General features: G+C 66.8%; 20 protein-coding genes. 10 read left to right on the forward strand and 10 right to left on the reverse strand.

Annotated features, from left to right (window positions below):
• Nucleotides 1-144 precede the first annotated feature (144 nt).
• From MNI96_RS03140 to rsmA, 3 genes are read left to right on the forward strand one after another with little or no spacing between them, the layout of a single operon-like run.
• Complete coding sequence (locus tag MNI96_RS03140) at nucleotides 145-1,062, forward strand: SurA N-terminal domain-containing protein (RefSeq protein WP_249690292.1); 918 nt, start codon at nucleotides 145-147, stop codon at nucleotides 1,060-1,062.
• A 14-nt stretch (nucleotides 1,063-1,076) separates the two neighbouring features.
• Nucleotides 1,077-2,096: a 4-hydroxythreonine-4-phosphate dehydrogenase PdxA gene (gene pdxA, locus MNI96_RS03145; RefSeq protein WP_249690294.1), complete on the forward strand. Its 1,020-nt coding sequence runs from the start codon at nucleotides 1,077-1,079 to the stop codon at nucleotides 2,094-2,096.
• Nucleotides 2,093-2,935: a 16S rRNA (adenine(1518)-N(6)/adenine(1519)-N(6))-dimethyltransferase RsmA gene (rsmA, locus tag MNI96_RS03150; protein ID WP_249690296.1), complete on the forward strand. Its 843-nt coding sequence runs from the start codon at nucleotides 2,093-2,095 to the stop codon at nucleotides 2,933-2,935. Before pdxA ends, rsmA begins: the two co-directional genes overlap by 4 nt.
• Nucleotides 2,936-3,023: 88 nt before the next feature.
• On the opposite strand, the gene gmk is transcribed toward rsmA, so the two are convergent.
• The 7 genes from gmk to fabD form a co-directional block, all read right to left on the reverse strand.
• The gene (gene gmk, locus MNI96_RS03155) at nucleotides 3,024-3,719 is read right to left on the reverse strand and encodes a guanylate kinase (RefSeq protein WP_249690297.1); all 696 of its coding nucleotides are present in this window, start codon (nucleotides 3,717-3,719) and stop codon (nucleotides 3,024-3,026) included.
• Between the two features lie 21 nt (nucleotides 3,720-3,740).
• Entirely contained in the window at nucleotides 3,741-4,637 is an 897-nt protein-coding gene (locus MNI96_RS03160; protein ID WP_249690298.1) for a YicC/YloC family endoribonuclease, read from the reverse strand.
• 53 nt (nucleotides 4,638-4,690) lie between these two features.
• Entirely contained in the window at nucleotides 4,691-5,893 is a 1,203-nt protein-coding gene (gene mltG, locus MNI96_RS03165) for an endolytic transglycosylase MltG (RefSeq protein WP_249690299.1), read from the reverse strand.
• A gap of 156 nt (nucleotides 5,894-6,049) precedes the next feature.
• The gene (gene fabF / locus MNI96_RS03170) at nucleotides 6,050-7,315 is read right to left on the reverse strand and encodes a beta-ketoacyl-ACP synthase II (protein WP_249690412.1); all 1,266 of its coding nucleotides are present in this window, start codon (nucleotides 7,313-7,315) and stop codon (nucleotides 6,050-6,052) included.
• Nucleotides 7,316-7,375: 60 nt separating this feature from the next.
• Nucleotides 7,376-7,612, reverse strand: a complete 237-nt coding sequence (locus tag MNI96_RS03175) for an acyl carrier protein (RefSeq protein ID WP_067215792.1) — start codon at nucleotides 7,610-7,612, stop codon at nucleotides 7,376-7,378.
• Between the two features lie 292 nt (nucleotides 7,613-7,904).
• Nucleotides 7,905-8,642: a 3-oxoacyl-[acyl-carrier-protein] reductase gene (gene fabG / locus MNI96_RS03180; protein WP_249690300.1), complete on the reverse strand. Its 738-nt coding sequence runs from the start codon at nucleotides 8,640-8,642 to the stop codon at nucleotides 7,905-7,907.
• Nucleotides 8,643-8,680: 38 nt separating this feature from the next.
• On the reverse strand, nucleotides 8,681-9,622 hold the full coding sequence (fabD, locus tag MNI96_RS03185) for an ACP S-malonyltransferase (RefSeq protein WP_249690301.1): 942 nt from the start codon (nucleotides 9,620-9,622) through the stop codon (nucleotides 8,681-8,683).
• 395 nt (nucleotides 9,623-10,017) lie between these two features.
• On the opposite strand from fabD, the gene rpsF reads away from it, so the two are divergent.
• The 4 genes from rpsF to tyrS all read left to right on the forward strand — a co-directional run bounded on the left by rpsF (nucleotide 10,018) and on the right by tyrS (nucleotide 13,013).
• Nucleotides 10,018-10,470: a 30S ribosomal protein S6 gene (rpsF, locus tag MNI96_RS03190; RefSeq protein ID WP_249690302.1), complete on the forward strand. Its 453-nt coding sequence runs from the start codon at nucleotides 10,018-10,020 to the stop codon at nucleotides 10,468-10,470.
• A 12-nt stretch (nucleotides 10,471-10,482) separates the two neighbouring features.
• Nucleotides 10,483-10,731, forward strand: coding sequence for a 30S ribosomal protein S18 (rpsR, locus tag MNI96_RS03195; protein WP_029057383.1), 249 nt, complete (start codon nucleotides 10,483-10,485; stop codon nucleotides 10,729-10,731).
• 91 nt (nucleotides 10,732-10,822) lie between these two features.
• Nucleotides 10,823-11,413: a 50S ribosomal protein L9 gene (rplI, locus tag MNI96_RS03200; protein ID WP_249690303.1), complete on the forward strand. Its 591-nt coding sequence runs from the start codon at nucleotides 10,823-10,825 to the stop codon at nucleotides 11,411-11,413.
• Nucleotides 11,414-11,756: 343 nt separating this feature from the next.
• Entirely contained in the window at nucleotides 11,757-13,013 is a 1,257-nt protein-coding gene (gene tyrS / locus MNI96_RS03205; RefSeq protein ID WP_249690304.1) for a tyrosine--tRNA ligase, read from the forward strand.
• Nucleotides 13,014-13,091: 78 nt separating this feature from the next.
• Here tyrS and MNI96_RS03210 read toward each other — a convergent pair whose 3' ends face one another.
• Nucleotides 13,092-16,364, reverse strand: coding sequence for an AsmA-like C-terminal domain-containing protein (locus MNI96_RS03210; protein ID WP_249690305.1), 3,273 nt, complete (start codon nucleotides 16,362-16,364; stop codon nucleotides 13,092-13,094).
• Nucleotides 16,365-16,560: 196 nt separating this feature from the next.
• Between MNI96_RS03210 and MNI96_RS03215 the strand changes: the two genes are divergently transcribed.
• The 3 genes from MNI96_RS03215 (at nucleotide 16,561) to MNI96_RS03225 (ending at nucleotide 19,563) form a co-directional block, all read left to right on the forward strand.
• Nucleotides 16,561-17,034 (forward strand): peroxiredoxin, encoded by a 474-nt coding sequence (locus MNI96_RS03215; RefSeq protein WP_249690306.1) that lies wholly within the window; start codon nucleotides 16,561-16,563, stop codon nucleotides 17,032-17,034.
• 150 nt (nucleotides 17,035-17,184) lie between these two features.
• On the forward strand, nucleotides 17,185-18,039 hold the full coding sequence (locus MNI96_RS03220) for a ferritin-like domain-containing protein (RefSeq protein ID WP_249690413.1): 855 nt from the start codon (nucleotides 17,185-17,187) through the stop codon (nucleotides 18,037-18,039).
• Nucleotides 18,040-18,156: 117 nt separating this feature from the next.
• A complete protein-coding gene (locus MNI96_RS03225; RefSeq protein WP_249690307.1) occupies nucleotides 18,157-19,563 on the forward strand; it encodes a peptidoglycan DD-metalloendopeptidase family protein in 1,407 nt (468 codons plus the stop codon).
• An 82-nt stretch (nucleotides 19,564-19,645) separates the two neighbouring features.
• Here the strand turns inward: MNI96_RS03225 and prfB are convergent.
• Together prfB and MNI96_RS03235 are read right to left on the reverse strand one after the other, a co-directional pair.
• Nucleotides 19,646-20,777 (reverse strand): peptide chain release factor 2 gene (gene prfB / locus MNI96_RS03230; RefSeq protein WP_249690308.1). Its coding sequence is split into 2 segments (ribosomal slippage): nucleotides 19,646-20,707 and nucleotides 20,709-20,777, totalling 1,131 coding nucleotides; the frame shifts between segments, so codons are not numbered across the junction.
• Between the two features lie 204 nt (nucleotides 20,778-20,981).
• Nucleotides 20,982-23,435 carry a penicillin-binding protein 1A gene (locus MNI96_RS03235; RefSeq protein ID WP_249690309.1) on the reverse strand — a complete coding sequence of 818 codons (2,454 nt, stop codon included), beginning with the start codon at nucleotides 23,433-23,435 and terminating at the stop codon, nucleotides 20,982-20,984.
• Between the last annotated feature and the right edge of the window lie 205 nt (nucleotides 23,436-23,640).

The following is a 23,640-nucleotide window of genomic DNA, read 5'->3' on the forward strand; positions in this document are numbered from 1 at the left end:
TGGCTGAAGGCAGGTGCACGCGCCTTCAGAGAAGACCGTTCTGCGACCGGAGCTGCCGACCGGGCCTTGGCCGCCCGGAACCGGCAAAACGGATAGCGGCGACACTGGACGCGACGAAAATGGACGCGACGACAGGGGGAATGAATGACTGCAAAGCGCTGGATGCTCGCGGGCCTGGCGATTCTGATCGCCGCCACCGTTTCCGGCGGACCGCTCGCCGCGCAGACCGCCATCAAGGTGATCGTGAACAACAAGCCGATCACCACCTATGACATCAATCAGAGAACCCGCCTCCTGCGCCTGACTGGCAGCCGTGGCGGCGCCAAACAGGCGACGGAAGAGCTGATCGAAGAAGTCCTGAAAATGCAGGAAGCCGAACGAGCCGGCATACGCATCACCAAGGCGGATGTCGACGAAGCCTACGCGACGCTCGCCAGCCGCGTGAAGCTCACGCCGGCGCGCCTCACCCAGGCGCTCAACCAGTCGGGCGTGAAGGCCGATACCATGCGCCAGCGCATCCAGGCCGAGATCGCCTGGGGTCAGCTGCTGCGCGCGCGCTTCCAATCCGAGGTGCGCATTTCCGAATCCGACGTGATCGCCGCCCTGCGCAAGCAGGAGGACAAGAGCAGCGACACCAGCATGGAATATCGGATCCAGCCGATCATCTTCGTCGTGCCGGCAAAGACCGCTGCCAGCGGCAAGAACCAGCGCCGCCGCGATGTCGACAACTTCCGCTCGCGCTTCTCGTCCTGCAATGAGGCCCAGACGCTCGCCAGCGAGTTCCGCGAAGTGGTGGTGATGCCGATGGTCACCCGCCTGGAGACCGAGGTTCCCGCCCCGCTCAAGGAAGCGCTGGACAAGACGGCCGTCGGCAAAGTGACCACCGCCCAGGACAGTTCCAAGGGCCTGGAAGTCTACGCGGTCTGCGACAAGCGCGAGATCGCCAGCAACGCCGCCGCGCGGATGGAGGTCGAGGACGAGCTGCGCAACAAGGAAGGCGAGCAGATGAGCCGCCGCTACATGCGCGAGCTGCGCAGCCGCGCCATCATCGACTACCGCTGAGCCGATCGGTCCGCATGCGCGCCAGTTTCAAGCCTCTCGCCGTCACCATGGGTGATCCCGGCGGCATCGGTCCCGATGTCGCCCTCCTTGCGTGGAAAGAACGGATCAAGCGCGAGCTGCCGCCGTTCTACCTGCTGGCCGATCCGGCCTTTCTCGCCTCCCGCGCGACCCTGCTCGGGCTCGACGTGGCGATTGCCGAGATTGCCCCGGGCGAAGCGCTGGAGGCTTGGAACGAGCACCTGCCCGTCGTGCCGCTCGGCATGAGCGTGCCCGATCGTCCGGGCATTGCCGACCCGGCGACGGCAGCAGCCGTCATCGCCTCGATCGACCGAGCCGTTGCCGACACGCAGGCAGGTCTCGCCGCCGGCCTCGTCACCAACCCCATCCAGAAGAAGGCGCTCTACGACGCCGGCTTCACCCATCCCGGTCACACCGAATATCTCGGCGAGCTGGCGCGGCGCTCGGGTGCGCAGGACGCGACCCCGGTGATGCTGCTGGCTGGCCCCGATCTGCTGGTCGTGCCGGTCACGGTCCACATCCCGCTGCACAATGTGCCGAAGATGCTGACCACCGGCCTGATCGTCGATGTCGGGCGGATCGTGCATCAGGAGCTGGTGCGCCGGTTCCGCATCAAGGTCCCGCGCATCGCCGTCGCCGGCCTCAACCCGCATGCGGGCGAAGGCGGGGCGCTCGGTTACGAAGACGACGAGATCATCGCCCCCGCCGTGGCGGAGCTGCGCTCCATGGGCATCGACGTCCAGGGCCCCTTGCCCGCCGACACGATGTTCCATGCCGAAGCCCGTGCCGGCTATGATTGTGCCCTGGCCATGTATCACGACCAGGCGCTGATCCCGGCCAAGACGCTGGCCTTCCACGATGCGGTCAATGCGACGCTCGGCCTGCCCTTCGTACGCACCTCGCCGGACCACGGCACGGCCCTCGGCATCGCCGGCACCGGCAGCGCCCGCCCGGACAGCTTCGCCGCTGCCGTCAGGCTCGCCGCCGTACTGGCGGATCCGGGCCTCATCGAATGAGCCAGATCGACGACCTGCCGCCGCTGCGCGACATCATCCGCACCCATGAGCTGCTGGCCCGCAAATCGCTGGGGCAGAACTTCCTGCTCGACCTGAACCTGACGCTCAAAGTCGCCCGCACCGCCGGAGACCTGAGCGAATGCACGGTGCTCGAGGTCGGGCCGGGTCCCGGCGGCCTCACCCGCGCTCTGCTGGTTGCGGGCGCAAGGCGCGTGGTGGCTGTCGAGAAAGATGCCCGGTGCCTGCCGGCGCTCGCCGAGATCTCCGCCCGCTATCCCGGACGACTGGAGGTGCTGGAGGCAGACGCACTGACCATCGATCTGGAGCGCATCGCCGATGGCAGCCCGCTGAAGATCGTCGCCAACCTGCCCTATAATGTCGGAACCCAGCTGCTGGTCGACTGGATCACCAGTGCAAGCTGGCCACCGCTCTGGCAGTCGCTGACGCTGATGTTTCAAAAGGAAGTGGCCGAGCGCATCGTCGCCGAGCCCGGCAGCAAGGCCTATGGCCGCCTCGGCGTGCTGGCCGGCTGGCGCTGTCACGCAACGCTCGCCTTCGAGGTCGGGCCGAAGGCCTTTACACCGCCACCGAAAGTCACCTCGGCCATCGTCCACCTGACTCCGCGCAAGACGCCGCTCGACTGCGACCTGAAGGCGCTGGAGCGCCTCACCGCCGCAGCCTTCGGCCAGCGCCGCAAGATGCTGCGCGCCAGCCTCAAGCCGCTTGCCGCCGACGCGGAGGCACGTATCGCTGCCACCGGAATCGAGCCGACCATGCGTGCCGAGCAGCTCGACATCGCCGACTTCGTCAAGCTGGCCAACGCCTTCGCTACCGGCTGACGCTCTCTCCTATAAGGGCTGCCGATATGAAAAAGGCGCCCCAAAGGGCGCCTTTCCTCCATGCGGTTCGTGTTCGGCGCGCCAGCCCTCAGGCCTCGCCGGTCTCGCGCCTCAGGTCCTCGACCATGCCCTCGATGAACGGGCCGATGGCCGGGCTGCGCTCGCGGCGCAACCGCTCGGCGCGCAGGATCGACAGCGCGCCGCCGAATGCGGTCTGCAGGTCGTCGTTGACGATCACATAGTCATAGTCCTGCCAGTGCTTCATCTCGCCGACCGCCGTCTTCAGGCGGCGCTGGATGACGTCCTCCTCATCCTCTGCCCGGCGGTGCAGGCGCGACTTCATCTCAGCGATGGACGGCGGCAGGATGAACACCGACACCACGTCGCCGCGCATCTTCTCGTAAAGTTGGAACGTGCCCTGGATATCGATGTCGAACAGGACGTCGCGACCGCCGGCCAGCGCCTGCTCCACCGGATCGCGCGGCGTGCCGTAATAATTGCCGTGCACCTCGGCCCACTCCAGCAGTTCGCCGCGGTCGCGCATCTGCTCGAAGCGCTCGCGCGAGATGAAGTGGTAGTGCACCCCGTCGATCTCGCTCGACCGGCGCGGCCGCGTGGTGACGGATACGGAAAGCTCCAGGCTGTGCTTTTCCCGGTCGAGAAGCTGCCGCGCGATTGTCGACTTGCCCGCGCCCGACGGCGAGGACAGCACCAGCATCAGTCCGCGCCGACGCGCTGCCGCCTCGCTCGATGTCACAACCGTTCCGTCGGCCGCTGTCGTCATGCCCCTGCCCCGTTGGTTCTGTTATTCAAGGTTTTGAATCTGCTCGCGCATCTGGTCGATGACCGTCTTGAGCTCCAGCCCGATGGCCGTCAGCTCCGTGCCGTTCGACTTGGAACAGAGCGTGTTGGCCTCGCGGTTGAACTCCTGCGCGAGAAAATCGAGCCGCCGGCCGACCGGGCCGCCTGCATCCAGCAATTCGCGCGCCGCCTGCACATGGGCTACCAGCCGGTCCAGCTCCTCGCGAATGTCCGCCTTGGTGGCGAGCAACGCTGCCTCCTGGTGCAGCCGCGCCGGATCGAGCGCCGTACTGCTGCCCATGAGCGCCTCGACCTGCGCTGCGAGCCGTGCCCGGATCGCCTCCGGTGCCCGGCAGGGCGCAGCTTCCGCCTGGCCCGTCAGCTCGGCGATCGTCGCCAGTTGGCCGCGCAAGACCGTGGCAATGGCCGCGCCTTCGTTGCGGCGCATGCGGGCAAGCTCCTCCAGCGCGCTTTCCAGCGACGCCTTCAGCGCCTCGATCAGCGCTTCGCGCTCCGCCGGATCTTCCTCCGGCTCCTTCCATTCGATGACGCCGCGCTGCGATAGGATACCATCGAGGGCAACGGGCGCCGCATCGGGCAGACGCTGGCGCACGGTGTCGAGCGCCGATAGCAACGCATCCAGCGCCGCCTCGTTGATCTGCGGCACCGCCTCGCCCTGACTGCGCTGATAGCTGAGCCCTATGGTGACGTTACCGCGGGTGAGACGACGCCCCGCCGCTTCGCGGCAGAAGCCTTCCAACGCTTCCAGCCCGCCGGGCAGGCGCATGCGCAGGTCCAGCCCCTTGCCGTTGACCGAGCGCAGCTCCCACGTCCACCGCGCAGCCCCGAAGGCACCGTCGGCACGGCCGAAGCCGGTCATGCTGCAAAGCGAAAGTGTCATCTGCGAAACTGCCCCCACAGGTCTGGAATCACGCAACAATCAGGGCGTCCGGCTTAGCCGCCGCTGCCTCCGTTGGCGGCTCCGCCCTGCGCACCCTGTTCCTCGCGCTCGCGACGCTCGCGCTCCACCTGACGCCAGCGCGCGACATTGCGCTGATGCTGTTCGTAGGTCTCCGCAAAGACATGACCGCCGGTACCGTCAGCCACGAAATAGAGGTCCTTCGTGCGCGAGGGATTGGCGACCGACTCCATGGCCGCGCGCCCCGGATTTCCGATCGGGCCCGGTGGCAGCCGGTCGATCTGGTAGGTATTGTAGGGATTGCGGGCGTCGAGCTCCGAGCGGGTGATCGCCGAACGGTCCTGCAGCCAGGCCTCGCCGCCGTAAAGGCCGTAAAGAATGGTCGGATCCGACTGCAGGCGCATGCCCTGGCGCAGGCGGTTGACGAAGACGCCGGCCACGCGCGGCCGCTCGTCGGCCCGCGCCGTCTCCTTCTCGACGATGGAAGCAAGCACCACCAGTTCCTCCGGCGTTTCCACCGGCAGGCCTTCCGTACGTCGGTTCCAGATGTCGGCCAGTGCCTTGGTCTGCGCGTCCTTCATCTGCTGGATGATCTGCGCCCGGGTGGTGCCGCGCGTGAATGTATAGGTCTCGGGCAGCAGCGCCCCTTCCGGCGGAATTTCGTCCAACTCGCCGGTCAACACCGGATGCTCGCGCACCCGGGCGACGATCTGCGCGCTCGTCCAGCCCTCCGGCACGGTCACCGTATGATAGACAGCCTTGCCGCCGACGAGGTCGTCCATCACCTGGCGCATCGAGACGCCGGGAGCGAACGCATATTCGCCCGCCTTCAGCCGGGCGGCATTCTTGTAGGCCTGCACGCCGGCCCAGAACACGTTGGAATCCTCGATGACGCCCTGGTTCTCGAGCGTGTCGGCAATCATCCGCAGTCCGGAGCCCGAGGGAATGACCACCGTCTTTTCCGCCGTGAGCGGGCCTGGCGCGTCGAACTCGGCCTTGCCCCAGTAGAGAATCGCGCCGGTACCGATCACCACCAGCACGGCCAGCGACAGCAGCGCATTGACGACGATGACGAGAGGATTGCGGACATGGCGCGAACGCAGCGGCGGCGGTGGGGCCTGCTCCGGCTGAATCGCTTCGCGCGGGCTCTTGGGATGGGGGCGAAACGGAGCGCCCTCGTCCTTGGGAGAACTCTCGGAGGAAACGTTGTCGGTCTCTCGGCCTGGCGTCTCGGTCATCTGTCCTGTCCGGTCCTTTTGATCGAGGCAATGGACATGCCACTTGGCCCGAAATTATGGCCAAACCGGGAAGGATCGCTCCGCCCGGCGCAACTTGGGATCGGCTTCGCCGGTCGCGAGAGGAAAACCCGCTCGCCACCGGCGCAGGAAGTCCTGTCAGGCCGCGACCTTGCGGAAAACGAGCGAGGCATTGGTGCCGCCGAAACCGAAGGAGTTCGACAGCGCCGTATCCACGTTCATGCGCTTTGCCGTCTTCGGAACCAGATCGATCTCGGTCTCGACGGACGGGTTGTCGAGGTTGATCGTCGGCGGAACCATGCTGTCGCGGATCGCCAGCAGCGAGAAGATCGCCTCGATGGCACCGGCGGCTCCGAGCAGGTGACCGGTCGACGACTTGGTCGACGACATGGTCAGCCGCGCGGCGCTGTCGCCGGCGAGACGCTGGATCGCGCCGAGTTCGATCTCGTCGCCGAGCGGCGTCGAGGTGCCATGCGCGTTGATATAGTCGATGTCGGCCGGGGCAAGGCCGGCACGCTTGAGCGCTGCCTGCATGCAGCGATAGGCGCCATCGCCGTCCGAGGCCGGAGCGGTGATATGATAGGCATCGCCCGAGAGGCCGTAGCCGACCACTTCGCCGTAGATCTTCGCGCCGCGAGCCTTGGCGCGCTCGTACTCCTCGAGCACGACGACCCCCGCGCCCTCGCCCATGACGAAGCCGTCGCGGTCCTTGTCGTAGGGACGCGAAGCCGCCTCGGCGCGGTCGTTGAAGCCGGTCGACAGGGCGCGTGCGGCGGCAAAGCCGGCCAGCGACAGTCGACAGACCGGCGATTCGGCACCGCCCGCCACCATCATGTCGGCGTCGTCGAGCGCGATCAGCCGCGCTGCGTCGCCGATGGCATGGGCGCCGGTCGAGCACGCCGTGACGACCGCATGGTTCGGTCCCTTGAGACCGTGGCGGATCGACACGTAACCGCTGGCCAGATTGATCAGCCGGCCGGGAATGAAGAAGGGAGAGATGCGCCGGGGACCCTTGTCGCGCATCACATGGGCCGTGGCCTCTATTCCCTGCAGACCACCGATACCGGAGCCGATCAGGACGCCTGCGCGATTCTGGTCTTCCGCCGACTTCGCGGACCAGCCGCTGTCACGGATCGCCTGTTCGGCGGCAGCCATGCCGAAGATGATGAATTCGTCGACCTTGCGCTGCTCCTTCGGATCCATCCAGTCGTCCGGATTGAAGGTTCCGTTCGACCCGTCTCCGCGGGGAATCTGGCAAGCGATCTGACAGGCGAGATCGTCGACCTCAAAATGGCTGATGCGGGAGGCTCCGCTCCTGCCCTCGAGAATTCTGGACCAGCTCTCCTCGACACCGCACGCCAGGGGCGTGACCATGCCAAGGCCGGTAACGACTACTCGCCTCATCATGAACCTGTATCTGGCGCGTCGGGCGGACACGAAGCCCGCCCGATGCGGAAAACTGAATCAGCCGGCGTTCTTTTCCAGGAACTTCACGGCGTCGCCGACGGTCAGGATCGTCTCGGCGGCATCGTCCGGGATTTCCACGCCGAACTCTTCCTCGAAAGCCATGACCAGCTCAACGGTGTCGAGGCTGTCGGCGCCCAGATCGTCGATGAAGCTCGCCTCCATGGTAACCTTGTCGGCATCGACGCCGAGGTGCTCGATAACGATCTTCTTTACCCGATCCGCGATGTCGCTCATTTCAGAATTCCTCAGTTGCTTCCAACGGTTTTCGCTAGTTCAGCGCTCAGCGCCGCACCTCGTACCCGATCTCCGGAGCTCGGCACCGGAACGAGGCGAATGGGATCCAGCCCGCACCATGTCCGATCCGGCGACCACGGCCGGCCGGACTGGCCGCGCCCGAGCGCCGATCATTCGTGAACGGGTTCGCTGGCCGGCGGGTTCCTAACACACTTTATAGGGCTTGACCAGCCGCCGCACGGCCCCGCGGAACGCCTGTTCCGCAGGGCCGGAAGCGGTCGGGTTTGCCAAGTCAAATCATGGCCATACCGCCATTGACATGCAGCGTCTCGCCGGTCACGTAGGCGGCTTCCTCGCTGGCGAGGTAGAGCGCCGCCGCAGCGATCTCGTCCGCCTTTCCGAGGCGGCCAGCCGGCACGGTGGTGAGGATCGATTCCTTCTGCTTGTCGTTGAGCGCGTCGGTCATCGGGGTCTCGATGAAGCCGGGCGCGATCGTGTTCACCGTAATGTTGCGCGAGGCGACCTCGCGCGCAAGCGACTTGGCCATGCCGATGAGGCCGGCCTTGGCCGCAGCGTAGTTGCCCTGGCCCGGATTTCCGGTCACGCCGACCACCGAGGCGATGTTGATGATGCGGCCGTAGCGGCGGCGCATCATGCCCTTCACGGCAGCGCGGCACAGGCGGAAGCCGGCCGTCAGGTTGACCTCGATGACGTCGTCCCACTCTTCGTCTTTCATGCGCATGAAGAGGTTGTCGCGGGTGATGCCGGCATTGTTGACCAGGATGTCGAGCTGGCCCATCGCCGCTTCGGCGGCCGGCACGAGGGCATCGACCGCCGTCCGATCGGACAGGTTGGCCGGCAGCACATGCACGCGCTCGCCGAGATCGGCGGCCAGCGCCTCCAGCTTCTCGGCGCGGGTGCCGGACAGCGCGACGGCGGCGCCGCGGGCGTGCAGGGTCCGGGCGATCGCCTCGCCGATGCCGCCGGTTGCGCCCGTCACGAGCGCGGTCTTGGAAGTCAGGTCGAACATGGGTCTTTGATCCTCGTCTTGCGATGCGCGCCTTGCGTTCAGGCCAGCCGCTCCAGCAGGGCCGCGATGTCGTCGGGCGAATTGACCGCGACGCCGGTCATGTCCTTGGCGATGCGTTTGACCATGCCGGTCAGCACCTTGCCGGTGCCTATCTCGTAGGCGGTGTCGACACCGGCCGAGGCCATCCACTCGATGGATTCGCGCCAGCGCACGGTCCCGGTCACCTGCTCCACCAGCCGGCGGCGAATCTCGTCCGGATCGCTGGTCGGGCCGGCGAGCACGTTGGCGACCAGCGGCACGGCCGGCGCATTGAATGTCACCGTCTCGAAGGCGGCGGCCATCGCCTCGGCGGCAGGCTGCATTAGCGCACAGTGGAACGGCGCGCTCACCGGCAGCAGCACCGCGCGGCGGGCGCCCCGGCCCTTGGCGATCTCGATGGCCCGCTCGACGGCTCCCTTGTGGCCGGAGACCACCACCTGGCCCGGCGCATTGTCGTTGGCGGCCTGGCAGACCTCGCCCTGGGCGGCCTCCTCGGCGACCGCGGCAGCCTCGGCATAGTCGAGGCCGAGAAGAGCGGCCATCGCCCCCTCGCCCACCGGCACCGCCTGCTGCATCGCCGTGCCGCGAATCCGCAGCAGCCGCGCCGCGTCGCCGATCGACAGCGTGCCGGCGGCGGCCAGCGCCGAATACTCGCCCAGCGAATGGCCGGCCACATATGCAACGCCGGAGGCAAGGTCGAGGCCCCGCGCTTCGGCCGCGCGCATGGCCGCCAGGCTCACCGCCATCAGCGCCGGCTGGGCATTGGCCGTCAGCGTCAGCTCCTCGGGCGTGCCCGCCCACATGATGTCGCTGAGCTTCTGCCCCAGCGCCTCGTCCACCTCATCGAACACCGCCCGAGCCTCGGCGAAAGCGTCGGCCAGGTCCTTGCCCATGCCGACAGCCTGGCTGCCCTGTCCCGGAAACGTGAATGCGATACTCATTGGCGCTGGCTCCAACATCCCTTGCGCGGCCGGATTCGCGTCTGCCCGTCCGTCTTGTCTCGAAATGTGCCGCAAAGAGACGTCCTAGGCACATACTGTCAAGGTGGAGCATGGAAAAAACACGCGCAATCCCTCCGCTCCGCCTTGCGAAGCCGCGCAACTGGTGTATAAGCCACGCTTCGTTCGGAACTCTGGCCGGGGGCTGAACGGAAGGCCTGCTGCATGCCGGCTTCTCTTTGAATGAAGAGAGGCAGGCGACAGGCGGGCAGGTCGGCAAAGTGTCGTCCGTCTTCCCGTGTCTCCGCCTTCGAAGTTGCTTCGATCCGCCTTTCTTGAAGGCTCGAAGAGGCTTAGCGCCGGGTTCCGGGAACCGAAACGGAAAGAAAGGCACCCTCATGCCGCTTTACGAGCATGTGTTCCTGGCTCGCCAGGACGTCTCGGCCCAGCAGGTCGAGCAGATGGTCGAGCAGTACAAGGCCCTGATCTCCACCAACGGCGGCAACGTCGGCAAGGTCGAGAGCTGGGGTCTGCGCACGCTGGCCTACCGCATCAACAAGAACCGCAAGGCTCATTACACGCTGATGAACCTGGACGCCTCCCCGGCCGCCGTGGCCGAGATGGAGCGCCAGATGCGCATCAACGAGGACATCCTCCGCTTCATGACGCTGCGCGTCGAGGAGCACGAGGAAGAGCAGTCCGCGATGATGCAGAAGCGCGACCGCGACGACCGTCGCGGTGGACGTGGCGATCGCGGTGACCGCGGCGACCGTGGTGATCGCGGCGGCCGTGACCGTGGCGATCGCGGTGATCGTGGCGACCGCGGCGGACGCCGCTTCGACGAAGAATAAGGAGCTAACGCAATGGTCGATATCGCACAGCTGCCGACGCGCCGCCCCTTCTTCCGCCGTCGCAAGACCTGCCCGTTCTCCGGTGCCAATGCGCCGAAGATCGACTACAAGGACATCCGCCTCCTGCAGCGCTACATCTCCGAGCGCGGCAAGATCGTGCCGAGCCGCATTACCGCGGTGTCCGCCAAGAAGCAGCGCGAGCTCGCGCGCGCCATCAAGCGCGCCCGTTTCCTCGGCCTGCTGCCCTTCGTGATCAAGTAAGGATCACGGCTTTCCAATCGGCTGGGACAGGCCGGCTCGCCGGCCGTCCCTAACCGCGCAAGACGCGGGACAGACGAAAAGGATCACGACAATGCAGATCATTCTTCTCGAGCGCGTCGCCAAGCTCGGCCAGATGGGCGAAGTGGTGCGCGTGCGCGACGGCTTCGCGCGCAACTACCTGCTGCCGCAGGGCAAGGCGCTGCGCGCCACCAAGTCCAACCTGCAGCGCTTCGAAAGCGAGCGCGCGCAGCTTGAGGCTCGCAACCTGGAGCGCAAGTCTGAGGCCGAGTCGGTCGCCAAGACGCTCGACGGCCAGACCTTCACGGTCATCCGCCAGGCTGGCGAGACCGGCCAGCTCTACGGTTCCGTGTCGACCCGCGACATCGCCGACGTGATGACCGAAGGTGGCTTCTCCTCGGCCCGCTCGCAGGTTCGCCTCGACCGTCCGATCAAGACCATCGGCCTGCACGAAGTCGCGATCGTCCTCCATCCTGAGGTCGAGGTGTCGGTGACGCTCAACGTCGCCCGCTCCGCCGATGAGGCCGAGCGTCAGGCGCGCGGCGAAGACCTCACCGCCCGCGAGCAGGACACGTTCGAGTTCGAAGAGGACGAGGACGAGGATGCCGAGGGCGAGGAGGCCGCTGAGGCCGACGCCGAGGCTGGCGAGGAAGAGGCTCTCTGAGCCGCTTTCCACGAGTTCTGAATTGAAAAAGCCCCGCCTCCGCGGGGCTTTTTTGTTTTGGAAGGCTCGCCTCCCTGTCACTGCCGCGTCACCCGCACCTGCTATCGAGGTCTCGATGTCGGCGCGACCCAACCCTCGCCCGGCCTCGACCCGCAAAACTTCACAGCGGCCGGCTTGTCCGGCCGTTTTTTTGTCCGCAGTTGTGCGGTCCGGCGCGCTTGCGCTTTTTGCATGGCAGCTGCCGGCAACCTGATTTCTCCGTGATCTCGGCAACGAGTTCGGCTAAGAAATGCGGGCCCTTTCGGGGCGCATTTCACGTCACCACAAGATGCAGATTGGCAAGATGACCGGATTCAAGTCGGATTTCCTGAGGACCCTTAGCGAGCGTGGCTTCATCCACCAGATGTCGGATGAAAGCGGGCTCGACGATCTCCTGCGGACTCAGACGGTCACCGCCTATATCGGCTACGATCCGACCGCATCCAGCCTGCATGTCGGCCATCTGATGCAGATCATGATGCTGCACTGGTTTCAGGCGACCGGCCACCGGCCGATCTCGCTGATGGGCGGCGGCACCGGCATGGTCGGCGACCCCTCCTTCAAGGAGGAGGCCCGCAAGCTGATGACCGTGGAAATGATCGAGGACAATATCGCCTCGATCAAGCGCGCCTTCTCCAATTACATCGACTACGACAAGGGCCCGCTCGGCGGCGGCCTGATGATCAACAACGCGGACTGGCTGCGCCCGCTCAACTACCTGGAGTTCCTGCGCGACGTCGGCCGCCACTTCTCGGTCAACCGGATGCTGTCCTTCGACAGCGTGAAAACCCGTCTCGACCGCGAGCAGTCGCTGTCCTTCCTCGAATTCAACTACATGATCCTGCAGGCCTACGACTTCGTCGAACTGGCCCGGCGCTACGACTGCCGGCTGCAGATGGGCGGTTCCGACCAGTGGGGCAACATCGTCAACGGCATCGATCTCGGCCATCGCATGGGCACCCAGCAACTCTATGCGCTGACCTCGCCGCTGCTGACCACCTCGTCGGGCGCGAAGATGGGCAAGACGGCCTCGGGCGCGGTCTGGCTCGATGCGGACCTGCTGTCGGTCTATGACTTCTGGCAGTACTGGCGCAACACCGAGGATGCCGACGTCGAGCGCTTCCTGAAGCTGTTCACGGTGCTGCCGATGGACGAGATCGCCCGCCTTGCCGCGCTCGGCGGTTCGGAGATCAACGAGGCGAAGAAGGTGCTCGCCACCGAGGTCACGGCGATCCTTCACGGCCGCAAGGCTGCCGAGGAAGCGGCCGAGACCGCACGCCGTGCCTTCGAGGAAGGTGCGCTGGCCGAGGGCCTGCCGACGGTGGAGATCGCCCGCGGCGAACTCCACGCCGGCCTCGGCCTGCTGGCAGCCTTCGTCACTGCCGGCCTGTGCGCCTCCAACGGCGAGGCGCGGCGCCAGGTCAAGGGCGGCGGCCTTCGCGTCAACGACGTGGTGGCACAGGACGAGAAGCGCGTGCTCGGCACGTCCGATCTCGTGGACGAGGGCGTCATCAAGCTTTCGCTCGGCAAGAAGAAGCACGTGCTGCTGAGAGCCATCTGAGCCTCGGGCCATCTTTCCGGACGACTGCAAAACCCCGGACGCTCGCGCCCGGAGTTTTATCTTTCTTCGGAGCGCCCCTCAGCGGTATTCGAAGATCTTGCGGAAAATGCCCGGCGCCATGGCCGAGGCCGGATTGACCGTCAGCACCGGCTCGGCCAGCGAGCCGGTCAGCCGGTACGTGACGCCGATCAGACCCTCGTCCGAGCCGCCGCCGAGCGCAAAGCCCAGGATCGGGATCTTGGCGAACAGGTTGTTGAGCGCGAAGACCGGCACGAACGTGCCGGTCATGTCGAGAGACCGCGCCGCCAGATTGACATTGCCCGACACCGTACCGCCGATGGTCGGCCCGGCCAGCGTGCCGTCGGTGATCGTCAGCAGGTCGCCATTGCGACGGAACTCCAGGTCCAGCGCGCTGAACGTCGCTTCGCCGCCCCGTTCGGCCGCTGCCATCAGCTGCTGCCGGCGCGGATCGCGCGCTTCCAGCACGCCGGGGCTGCGCGCGAGCTCGCGGATCGCCGGGTCCTCGGTGATCGCCAGCCGCTTGATCTTGAAGCGGCCTGTCCACTCGGTTGCCGTCGGCATGGTGATAGACAGCAGACCGACACCGCCGCGCATGCGGTCGTAGAGATTCGCAAAGCGCAGGATCGCACCGGTGTCCTGGAACGTACCGGCCAGTTCGCGCCCGGCCCCCTCCCCGGTCAGTTTCGCCTGGAAGATCGACTTGCCGCCCGAAGAGCCGGACAGATCGAGGGCGCGCAACTCGCCGCCGTCCTTCGACATGGCAAGCGACACGCCGGACAAGGTCACACCGTTGAAGCCGATCAGCTGGCCGACCTCGGCAGTGATCTTGAGCGCGGTCTTGTCTGTCGCTCCGCCCTTGCTGGTCGCGCTCATGCTGGCGATCAGACCGCGCGCGTCGAGCCGCGTCGCCTGCAGGTCGACGGTGATCTGCCGGCCACGCTTGGACAGGCGCAGGCTGGCGTCGTCGCTCGTGCGCAAGGCAAACCGCGAAAACTCCGCCCGCTCCAGATCGCCGGACGAGGTCAGGGTGATGCCGCCCTCGATTTCCACTCCTTCGGAGGTGAGGCGGAAGCCGCGGATCTCGCGGCGGCCGTCTGCCTCATTCATGCGGAAGACGGCGCGCGCGGCAACACCGGGGCTCTTGCTCCATCCCACTTCGGCCAGTTCGATGGAGGCCCGCGTCAGGTCCACTTCGTAGGACTGGCCGGCATCCGTCTCCTCGGTCGACAGCTTCAGGGGGCCGTTTACGAAGCCGCGAATGTCGATGCCGCGTTCGGCGAGTTGCTCCGCCGTGACCTCGATCACCACACCCTGCCGGGCGACGACGGCCTCGCCATTGGCATTGTCGAACGGCACGACCAGATCGAGATTGGCCGGCAATCCGTCGAGCCGGCCACGCCCCTTCAGCGACAGGCTTCCCTCGTCCACCGCGAAGGTGAGGTCGGTATTGCTCAGCTTGTGGCCGCGGATCGGACGGGCATTGGAAAAGCCCTTGAGCGATCCGGCGAGATCCCAGTCGACATCGTCGACCCGCACGTCCTTCACCAGCGCGAAGGTGGCGTTGAGCGTCATCTCGCCGGAGCCCGCCACATCGTCGGGCGCAAGGTCGTTGCGCGTCAGCACCGTGAAGGGCTCGGCATCCAGAAGCGTCGCCAGCGACTTGGCGGGGCCTTTTGCGGTCAGTTTCAGGACGCCGGTCTTGTCTCCGCTCTCGCGGATGTCCGGCACCTGGAACACGGTGTCGCTGATGGCGATCTGCTCGCCCGGCCGCGCCACCATGACGCCGGACGGCGAGGTGATCGTCAGCACCTCGTCGGCGACCTGAATGCGGCCGGACAGACCCTGCGCCACCGGCACGGTGCCGACCGTGCTGAGGCTGAGGTTGGAGAAGGCGATGTCGACCTGCACGTCGTCGCCGGACCAACCCGGCGCCTCGTCCTCTATGTCGAAGGCGGGCGGGCGCAGCGACACGGTTGCTCGCCCCCCTTCGATCCTCCCGTCCACGACATGCTCGATCACCCAGGCGCGGGCCGGCGGGATCATCGTGATAGGCCAAAGCCGCTTCAGCGTGGCGACCGACATCGCGCCGCTCTCGACCGCCAGCGCCATGTAGGGGCCGTCCTCGCCGATGCGCAGCGAGCCGGCCCCATCCATGTCCGCCGTACCGGAACGCAGTACCAGCTTGTCGAAATGGATCTCCCGGGTGTCCAGGTTGGCACGCCCCTCCGCCAGGAACGTCTCCATGGCGAACGGCGGCCCCGGAACGTCGGAGGGACTGATACGGGCATCGCGCGACAGGACACGGAACGACCACGCCTCCTGCCATTCGCGCGGCGGCTCGACGATGCCTTCGAAGGGAAGGAAAGTATTGCCCCTCTCGTATTTGGACGGAACGATGCGGAAGCCCGGTGTTCCCGCCTCCCAGTAGAGCTGGACGTCGATCGTGTCGAAGCCGATCACGGTGCGGCCGCTCTTGATCCAGCCCGGCGAGACGATGACACCGGCCCGCGTGGTGCCGAAATTACCCTCCGCATCCACCGTCACGTCGAGGCGCCCGCGCACCGGAATGCCGAGCCCCTTGCCCGCGCCCACGGAGGCGTCGATGGGCACGAACTCGCCCAGGGAGACGTCATAGACATCGACGCGTATCAGGCTTTCGCTGGTCTCCGCGTCGGTGGACCGGCTCGCCTTGGCCTTCCACTGGCCGAGCCGGCCGGCAATCTCCGCGTCGACCTGCAGCGTTCCGTCGGCCGCCCTCGTCAGCTCCGCATCGATGCCGCGCATGCGGTAGGTCTTTTCGCCTTCCAGCACGATCTCCGCCGAAACCAGCTCGATGCGGGCGATGCCGCGCCGCGCCAGTTGCGCCACGGCGAGCCGGGCGGTGCGGTCGGCTGCCTCGGCGACCACGGCCATGTCGGGGATCTCGCTGGACGATGCCGACCGCGCGACACGTGCGATCTTGAGCCTGGCGTGTTCCAGGCGGATCTCGCCCGGATGCAGGTCCCCGGTCACCAGCGCACCCGCATCGAGTGGCGCGGAAACGCGAGGCACATGCAGCGACAGATCGCTGTCCGCATCCACCTCGATCGTAAGGTCGTGCAGCTCCACCTTGGGCGGCAGGCCTTCGGACAGGTCCACCGTCACCGCCCCGACTTGCAGCTTCGTTCCGGGGATCGAGGCGCGCTCGGCGATCATCCGCGCCAGATAGGGCAGGGAAACCGGGCCGCTGCCGAAGGTAACGATCAGGCTGCCGACCACCGCCAGCAACAGGACGCCGAGAACCGCCAACACATAGGTGCGCAGCCGCCGCCGGGGCTTGCGATGCAGCACGTCTCGCAACGGCGTGTCACGATGTATGAGGCGTTTCAGCAGTGTCCCGATCCTCTGGGCATGGCAGTGTGATCATTTGCGATTCGCGACGATCATAGTATGGCGCAAGGGGGATCCGCGCCTGCATGCGATGCGTATCGGTTACAGTCGCGGAAGACCGCACCTTTTACTCTCCAAATGACCAAAGGAAGGCAGAATGTCGGAAATCTCAGCCGGAAGCACCGCCCCCGATTTCGAGCTCGAGCGGGACGGCGGCGACACGCTGCGCCTGTCCGATCTGCGGGGGCGCAAGGTGGTGCTCTACTTCTATCCCAAGGACGACACGCCGGGCTGCACCAAGGAGGCGATCGCCTTCACCGCGCTCGCCTCGGAGTTCGAGGCGGCGGGCGCCGTTATCGTCGGCATCTCGCCGGATACGGCAGCCAAGCACGACAAGTTCAAGGCCAAGCACGATCTTTCGGTGATCCTTGCCGCCGACCCGGATTCGGCGGTCGCGACCGCCTGGGGCGTGTGGGTCGAGAAGTCCATGTATGGCAAAAAATACATGGGGGTGGAGCGCTCGACCTTCCTCATTGACGAGGCCGGCAAGATCGTCGAGACGTGGCACAAGGTCAAGGTGCCTGGCCACGCGGAAGCCGTGCTGGAGTCCGTCCGCGCCGCCGGCGGCTAAGCCGGGCAAGCGCCGCAGGCGCCGGATCGCTCCGGCGCCTCTCCCGGTGCCAGCGGAGATCGCATGCAAGTTCCCCCAAACAACGTTTCCCAAGACAACGTTTCCCAACACAGTGGCTCACCAGACGGCACGGTTCGGCCTCATGGTTCCCTGCCCCGCGTCTCACCGAGCAAGGCCGAGACGGCCGAGTACGCCCCTGCCTCGCTCGCCTGCGGCGCCCGGCGCGTCGTCGCCTCCCGTTCGCTCGACGAAAAGACCAACGTGGCCCACGCCACCGCCCGCGCCTGGTTCGGCCGCACGCTGTCGCTGCGCCGGCGCACGGGCAGCGAGCGCATGCCGGACCAGCCCGGCCGGCCGGACGCTCCCGTCCTGCTGCCGCCGCGCGACATGCCCAAGCGCGCCGTCGGCGGCACGTCGGGCCGCATCGCCCTGCTGCATTCCATCGCCCATATCGAGCTGAACGCCGTCGACCTGACTTGGGACATGGTCGGGCGCTTCGCCGACCGCCCGTTGCCCCGCTCCTTCTTCGACGACTGGGTGCGCGTCGGGCTGGAGGAGGCCAAGCATTTCTCGCTGCTGCGCCGGCGGCTGGAAGAGCTCGATTCGCATTACGGCGCCCTGCCCGCCCATCACGGGCTGTGGGAGGCGGCCGAAAGCACGGGCGACGACCTCGCAGGCCGCCTCGCCGTCATCCCCCTGGTGCTGGAGGCGCGCGGCCTCGACATCACCCCGCCGATGATCGAGAAGGCACGCCAGCGCGGCGATCCGGAGACCGCGGCGATCCTGGAGATCATCTATCGCGACGAGAAGCGCCACGTCGCCTTCGGCGCCAAGTGGTTCCGCTATCTGTGCGACAAGGAGCGCTGCGATCCCGAACGCCGGTTCCAGGATCTCGTGCGGCGTCATTTCAAGGGCGGACTGAAACCGCCGTTCAACGACAGGGCGCGCTCCGAGGCGGGACTCACTCCGGGTTTTTACCGGCCTCTCGCCCGCCTGATCGGCTGATCGGATTCTCGAATTCAGACAGTTCCTTAGCTTTTGTTAACCTTAACGCAGCATGATCGGATCCAAAGAAGGTGCCGCGTATGTGTCCGGCACCGCCGGGAACGGGTCCACAGACGAATGACAGGACACGCAGGAAACGGCCGCAGGGATTTCGGCAAGCGGAAGGAACCGCACCGGGTGATCATCGCCCGCGGCGACAATGTCCGCAGCTTCACCATCTCCCCGCTCATGGCCGGCATGGCGACTGCGGTCGGCATCATGCTCGCGGTCGGCTACATCGGTGCGACCGCCTATCTCGTCCTGCGCGACGACATCATCCAGTCTTCCGCCGAACGCCAGGCGCAGATGCAGCTGTCCTACGAAGACCGCATCGCCTCGCTGCGCTCGCGCATCGACCAACTGACCAGCCGCCGCGTGCTCGAGCGTCGCAGCATCGAGGAGCAACTCGCCGACGTCGTCGAGCGCCAGCGCGACCTCGACACCCGCCAGGCGCGGGTCTCCGGCCTGTTGGCCAAGGCGGCCGAGAACGGCATCCGCGTCGCGGTCGGCGGCCCCGTGCCGGCGGCCAAACCGGCCTCACCGGTCGTCGCGCTCGGCTCGCTCGATGCCCCGACCGGCATCGGCGGCACGCCCGAACCGATCGATATCTCGCCCGTCCTCAGCCTGCGCGGCACCAAGGCCGACTACAACGCCGCTGCCGAAGCCGCCGCCCGCCAGGGGGCCGCCGCTCCCGGCAAGCCGCTGCGCGACCTTGCGCCGGACGCACCGGCGGCGGCGGCTCCTGCAGCGGACGGTCCGGTCACCGGCGCTGCCCCCGACCAACGCGTCGAGCTGATCGAGAACGTCAACGCCGCGCTCGCCCGCATGGACAGCGAAGCCCATGCCGCGCTCGACGTGATCGCCGTCACCGCCGAGCGCGATGCTGCCGCCATCGCCGACACGGCGGACGAACTCGGCCTGCAGCTCGCCGGCATCAAGATGGACCTCTCCTCCGGCCAGGGCGGCCCGTTCGTCCCGCTCGCCGGGTCCGACTTCGACACCCGCATCGAGCGCGCCGAGAAGGCCCTGCTCGCCCTCTCCCAGCTCAAGGACGCCGCCCGCGGCATCCCGCTCGCCTCGCCGGTTCCCGGCGCAGAGCTGTCTTCCTCCTTCGGCCCGCGCGTCGACCCGTTCCTCGGGCGCATGGCCATGCATACGGGCCTCGACTTCCGCGCCACCGCCGGCGTCACCATCCGCGCACCGGCTCCCGGCAAGGTGATCTTCTCGGGGCGCAACGGCGGCTACGGCAGGTCGGTCGAGATCCTGCATCCCAGCGGCGTCGTCACGCGCTTTGCCCATATGAGCCGCGTCTCGGTGAGCGAAGGCGACGAGGTCGCCGCCGGCGATCCTCTCGGCGCCGTCGGCTCCACCGGCCGTTCCACCGGCCCGCACCTGCACTACGAGGTCCGCATGGACGACCGGCCGCTCAACCCGGCCCGCTTCCTGCGCGCCGGCGAGAAGATCGCAACGCTGCTGGACGATTGAACAGATCGGCTTCATCGCAAACGACAAACGGCGCCCCGAGGGGCGCCGTTTTCGTTTTTGTATGCGGGGATGGACGAAGACGTCAGTCGACGTCCTCGACGGCGTCCGGGGCGCCGCCGAAGGCGCGCTGCGCCAGCGTGGCTTCCATGAACTCGTCGAGATCGCCGCCCAGCACACCGGTCGGGTTGGTGCTCTCGACGCCCGTGCGCAGGTCTTTCACCAGCTGGTAGGGCTGCAGCACGTAGGAGCGGATCTGGTGGCCCCAGCCGATCGAGGTCTTCGATGCGGCCTCGGCATTCGCCTTCTCCTCGCGCTTCTGCAGCTCCAGTTCGTAGAGCCGCGCTTTCAGCATCGCCCAAGCGGTCGCCCGGTTCTTGTGCTGCGAGCGCTCGGACTGGCACTGCACCACGATGCCGGTCGGCTGGTGGGTGATGCGCACCGCCGAGTCGGTCGTGTTGACGTGCTGTCCGCCCGCGCCCGAGGCGCGATAGGTGTCGATGCGGCAGTCGCTCTCGTTCACCTCGATCTCGATCGAGTCGTCGATGACCGGATAGACCCACACGGAGGCGAAGCTGGTGTGCCGGCGTGCCTGGCTGTCATAGGGCGAGATGCGCACCAGCCGGTGCACGCCCGATTCCGTCTTCAGCCAGCCATAGGCGTTCTCGCCCTTGATCTTGAGGGTCACCGACTTGATGCCGGCCTCCTCGCCATCATGGATCTCGAGTATCTCGACCTTGTTGCCGTGCTGCTCCGCCCAGCGGGTGTACATACGCAGCAGCATGCTCGCCCAGTCCTGGCTCTCGGTGCCGCCGGCGCCGGAATTGATCTCGACATAGCAGTCGTTGCCGTCGGCCTCGCCCGACAGGAGCGAGGCGATCTGGCGCTTGTTGACCTCGGTGCGCAGCGCCTTCAGCGCCGCCTCCGCCTCGGCGACCACGTCCTTGTCGCCTTCCATCTCGCCGAGCTCGATCAACTCGAGATTGTCGGCAAGGTCGGCTTCCAGCTTGCGCACGCCCGTCAGCCCGTCGTCGAGCTGCTGGCGTTCGCGCATCAGTTTCTGCGCCTTCGCGGGATCGTCCCAAAGGGTCGGATCCTCGGAAGCGGCATTCAGTTCATCCAGACGGACAATCGCGTTGTCCCAGTCAAAGATGCCTCCTCAGCAGGCTTATGGCCTGCTTGATTTCGTCGACCACGGCCTCGGTTTCAGCGCGCATCGCTGTCCTTTCTCGCCAGTTGGGGGTTGCAGTGCGAAAAGATGGACGCCGCGAAGGCCGAAGGCTCGGCGGCATGTCCGTTTCGGTCGCGGACCATAGTTGATCGGCCCGCCAATCGCAAACGCCGCAGCCGGGTCTCCCCTGCCGCGGCGCCGAAGTTTTCGGGCCCGCACATCCGGCAGTGCCGAAGCGCGCGCTGTCAGATCAGTACAGGCCGCCGGTGCCGCTCATCACGGCCTGACCCGCCTCCGGCGAGACCGTGCGCGGAATGCCGATTTCGTCCTGGAACCCGATGATCGAATACTCGTCCGGCGGCGCAGTGCCCGGCTTGAAGCCCTCCAGGATCGTGCCCGGCGTACCGGCGCCCGCGCGCAGGCCCGTCTGCCGGTTGATCGGGATCAGCTGCAGCCCCTTGGGCACGCGGAACTCCACCGGCGGCGCATCCTTCAGCGCGGCCTGCATGAAGTCGATGAAGATCGGCGCCGCCACCTGGCCGCCCGTCGCACCGCGGCCCATCGGCTTCGGCGTGTCGTAGCCGACGAACACGCCCACCGTCAGGTCCGGCGTGAAGCCGACGAACCAGGCGTCCTTCTCTTCGTTGGTCGTGCCGGTCTTGCCGGCGACCGGACGGCCGAGAACCTTGACGCTGGTGGCGGTGCCGCGCTGGACCACGCCTTCCATCATCGAGGTGATCTGGTAGGCGGTCATCGGGTCGAGAACCTGCTCGCGATTGTCGACGAGCTCGGGCTCGCTCTGATCGGCCCAGTGATCGGTGGCGCAGGTCTCGCAGATCCGCTCCTCGTGCCGGTAGACGGTCTTGCCGTAGCGGTCCTGGATGCGGTCGATCAGCGTCGGGTGCACCTGGCGCCCGCCATTGGCGATCATCGCATAGGCGGTGACCATGCGCATGACCGTGGTCTCGCCCGCGCCCAGCGACATGGACAGGACCGGCGTCATCGCATCGTAGATGCCGAAGCGCTTGGCATATTCGGCGACCAGCGGCATGCCCATGTCCTGGGCAAGGCGCACGGTCATCACGTTACGCGACAGCTCGATGCCGACGCGCAGGGTCGAGGGACCGTAATACTTGCCGCCATAGTTCTGCGGCCGCCACATCGGCAGGCCCGGTCCCTGGGCGATCTCGAACGGCGCGTCCATGATCACGCTCGACGGCGTGTAGCCGTTGTCGAGCGCGGCAGCATAGAGAAACGGCTTGAAGGCCGAGCCCGGCTGGCGATAGGCCTGCGTCGCGCGGTTGAACTCGCTCTGGGAGAAGGAGAAGCCGCCGACCATCGCCAGCACGCGGCCCGTATAGGGGTCCATCGCCACCAACGCGCCGGAGACGCTCGGGAACTGGCGCAACTCGTAGGCCGTATCGCCCTCGCCCTTCTCGACATAGACGACGTCGCCCGGCGACAGCACGTCGCCGGCATCGGTCGGCGAGCGGCCGCTGACGCGGGCCCACTTCATGCCGGCCAGCGGCAGGGTCACGCGCTCACGCTCTGTCGACAGCTGTCCGTTGCTCTCGCGCGTCGGCTGCAGGCCGACTTCGGCACCGTCCGCCGAGACCGAGAGCACCACGGCCAGACGCCATTCCGGCACATCCGGCATGCCTTCGATCTTGGCGAGCTCGACGCCCCAGTCGGCCGCACCCGGCTCGATCTTCTGCACCGGACCGCGCCAGCCGCCGCGGCGCTGGTCGAAGGCGACCAGCCCGTCCATCAGCGCCTTGCGCGCCATTGCCTGCAGCTTGGGATCGAGGGTCGAGCGCACCGACAGGCCGCCTTCGTAGAGGCGCGCCTCGCCATACATGGACGCGATCTCGCGCCGCACTTCCTCGGAGAAATATTCGGAAGCGAACAGGTGCGTGCCGCGCGAGCGCAGCTTGACCGACAGCGGCTTGGCCTTGGCTTCCTCGCCCGCCAGGCTATCGACATAGCCGTTCTCGATCATGCGATCGATCACCCAGTTGCGGCGCTCGATGGCCGCCTCGCGCTCGCGGAACGGATGGTAGTTGTTCGGCCCCTTGGGCAGCGCGGCGAGATAGGCCACCTCTTCCAGGGTCAGTTCGTGCACCGACTTGTCGAAATACAGCAGCGAGGCCGCGGCGACGCCATAGGCGCCGACACCGAGATAGATCTCGTTGAGATACAGCTCGAGGATCTCGTCCTTGGTGTAGGCCTGCTCGATGCGCAGGGCCAGGATCGCCTCCTTGACCTTGCGCTCCATCGACACCTCGTTGGTCAGTAGGAAGTTCTTCGCCACCTGCTGGGTGATCGTCGACGCGCCTTGCGGACGGCGGCCGGACCCGTAATTGCGCACATAGGCGACCGCGGCACGGGCGATGCCCTCCGGATCGATGCCCAGATGCGAGTAGAAGTTCTTGTCCTCGGCAGAGATATAGGCCTGCTTCAGCAGGTCCGGGACCGCCTGGATCGGCAGGAACAGCCGCCGCTCCTTGGCGTACTCCGCCATCAGCTGGCCATCGGCCGCGTGCACGCGGGTCATCACCGGCGGCTCGTAGTTCTTCAGCGCGGTGTAGTCCGGCAGGTCCTCGGACATGTCCTGGAGGAACAGCCAGACGCCCGCGGCCACGAGCAGCCCCAGCACGGCGCCGATGCCGAACAGGTAGCCGAAGAGTTTGATCAGGAACTTCATATATCCGGCTCGTCTATCCCGGTAATCTCGATCTTGCGTCGCAGGTCAGGCCGGCACGCATCGCTTCGACGCGCGTCCCGAGCAGTTTGCCGTCCGGTCCGGCAACATGCCTGGTGCGGGAGGCTGCCCCGCCGTCATGCCCCTGTTTGCGTCCCCTCGCAATAGCGGATTCGGGCCTTGACGTCCCCTCGTTCCGCATTGCGGC

The sequence above is a fragment of the Stappia sp. WLB 29 genome (assembly GCF_023507705.1).
Taxonomy (GTDB): domain Bacteria; phylum Pseudomonadota; class Alphaproteobacteria; order Rhizobiales; family Stappiaceae; genus Stappia.

What these genes read in the sequence shown, in the direction of transcription:
- MNI96_RS03140 (WP_249690292.1), top strand. Translation starts at nt 145, where the DNA reads ATGACTGCAAAGCGCTGGATGCTCGCGGGCCTGGCGATTCTGATCGCC.
- pdxA (WP_249690294.1), top strand. Translation starts at nt 1,077, where the DNA reads ATGCGCGCCAGTTTCAAGCCTCTCGCCGTCACCATGGGTGATCCCGGC.
- rsmA (WP_249690296.1), top strand. Translation starts at nt 2,093, where the DNA reads ATGAGCCAGATCGACGACCTGCCGCCGCTGCGCGACATCATCCGCACC.
- gmk (WP_249690297.1), bottom strand. Translation starts at nt 3,719, where the DNA reads ATGACGACAGCGGCCGACGGAACGGTTGTGACATCGAGCGAGGCGGCA.
- MNI96_RS03160 (WP_249690298.1), bottom strand. Translation starts at nt 4,637, where the DNA reads ATGACACTTTCGCTTTGCAGCATGACCGGCTTCGGCCGTGCCGACGGT.
- mltG (WP_249690299.1), bottom strand. Translation starts at nt 5,893, where the DNA reads ATGACCGAGACGCCAGGCCGAGAGACCGACAACGTTTCCTCCGAGAGT.
- fabF (WP_249690412.1), bottom strand. Translation starts at nt 7,315, where the DNA reads ATGAGGCGAGTAGTCGTTACCGGCCTTGGCATGGTCACGCCCCTGGCG.
- MNI96_RS03175 (WP_067215792.1), bottom strand. Translation starts at nt 7,612, where the DNA reads ATGAGCGACATCGCGGATCGGGTAAAGAAGATCGTTATCGAGCACCTC.
- fabG (WP_249690300.1), bottom strand. Translation starts at nt 8,642, where the DNA reads ATGTTCGACCTGACTTCCAAGACCGCGCTCGTGACGGGCGCAACCGGC.
- fabD (WP_249690301.1), bottom strand. Translation starts at nt 9,622, where the DNA reads ATGAGTATCGCATTCACGTTTCCGGGACAGGGCAGCCAGGCTGTCGGC.
- rpsF (WP_249690302.1), top strand. Translation starts at nt 10,018, where the DNA reads ATGCCGCTTTACGAGCATGTGTTCCTGGCTCGCCAGGACGTCTCGGCC.
- rpsR (WP_029057383.1), top strand. Translation starts at nt 10,483, where the DNA reads ATGGTCGATATCGCACAGCTGCCGACGCGCCGCCCCTTCTTCCGCCGT.
- rplI (WP_249690303.1), top strand. Translation starts at nt 10,823, where the DNA reads ATGCAGATCATTCTTCTCGAGCGCGTCGCCAAGCTCGGCCAGATGGGC.
- tyrS (WP_249690304.1), top strand. Translation starts at nt 11,757, where the DNA reads ATGACCGGATTCAAGTCGGATTTCCTGAGGACCCTTAGCGAGCGTGGC.
- MNI96_RS03215 (WP_249690306.1), top strand. Translation starts at nt 16,561, where the DNA reads ATGTCGGAAATCTCAGCCGGAAGCACCGCCCCCGATTTCGAGCTCGAG.
- MNI96_RS03225 (WP_249690307.1), top strand. Translation starts at nt 18,157, where the DNA reads ATGACAGGACACGCAGGAAACGGCCGCAGGGATTTCGGCAAGCGGAAG.
- MNI96_RS03235 (WP_249690309.1), bottom strand. Translation starts at nt 23,435, where the DNA reads ATGAAGTTCCTGATCAAACTCTTCGGCTACCTGTTCGGCATCGGCGCC.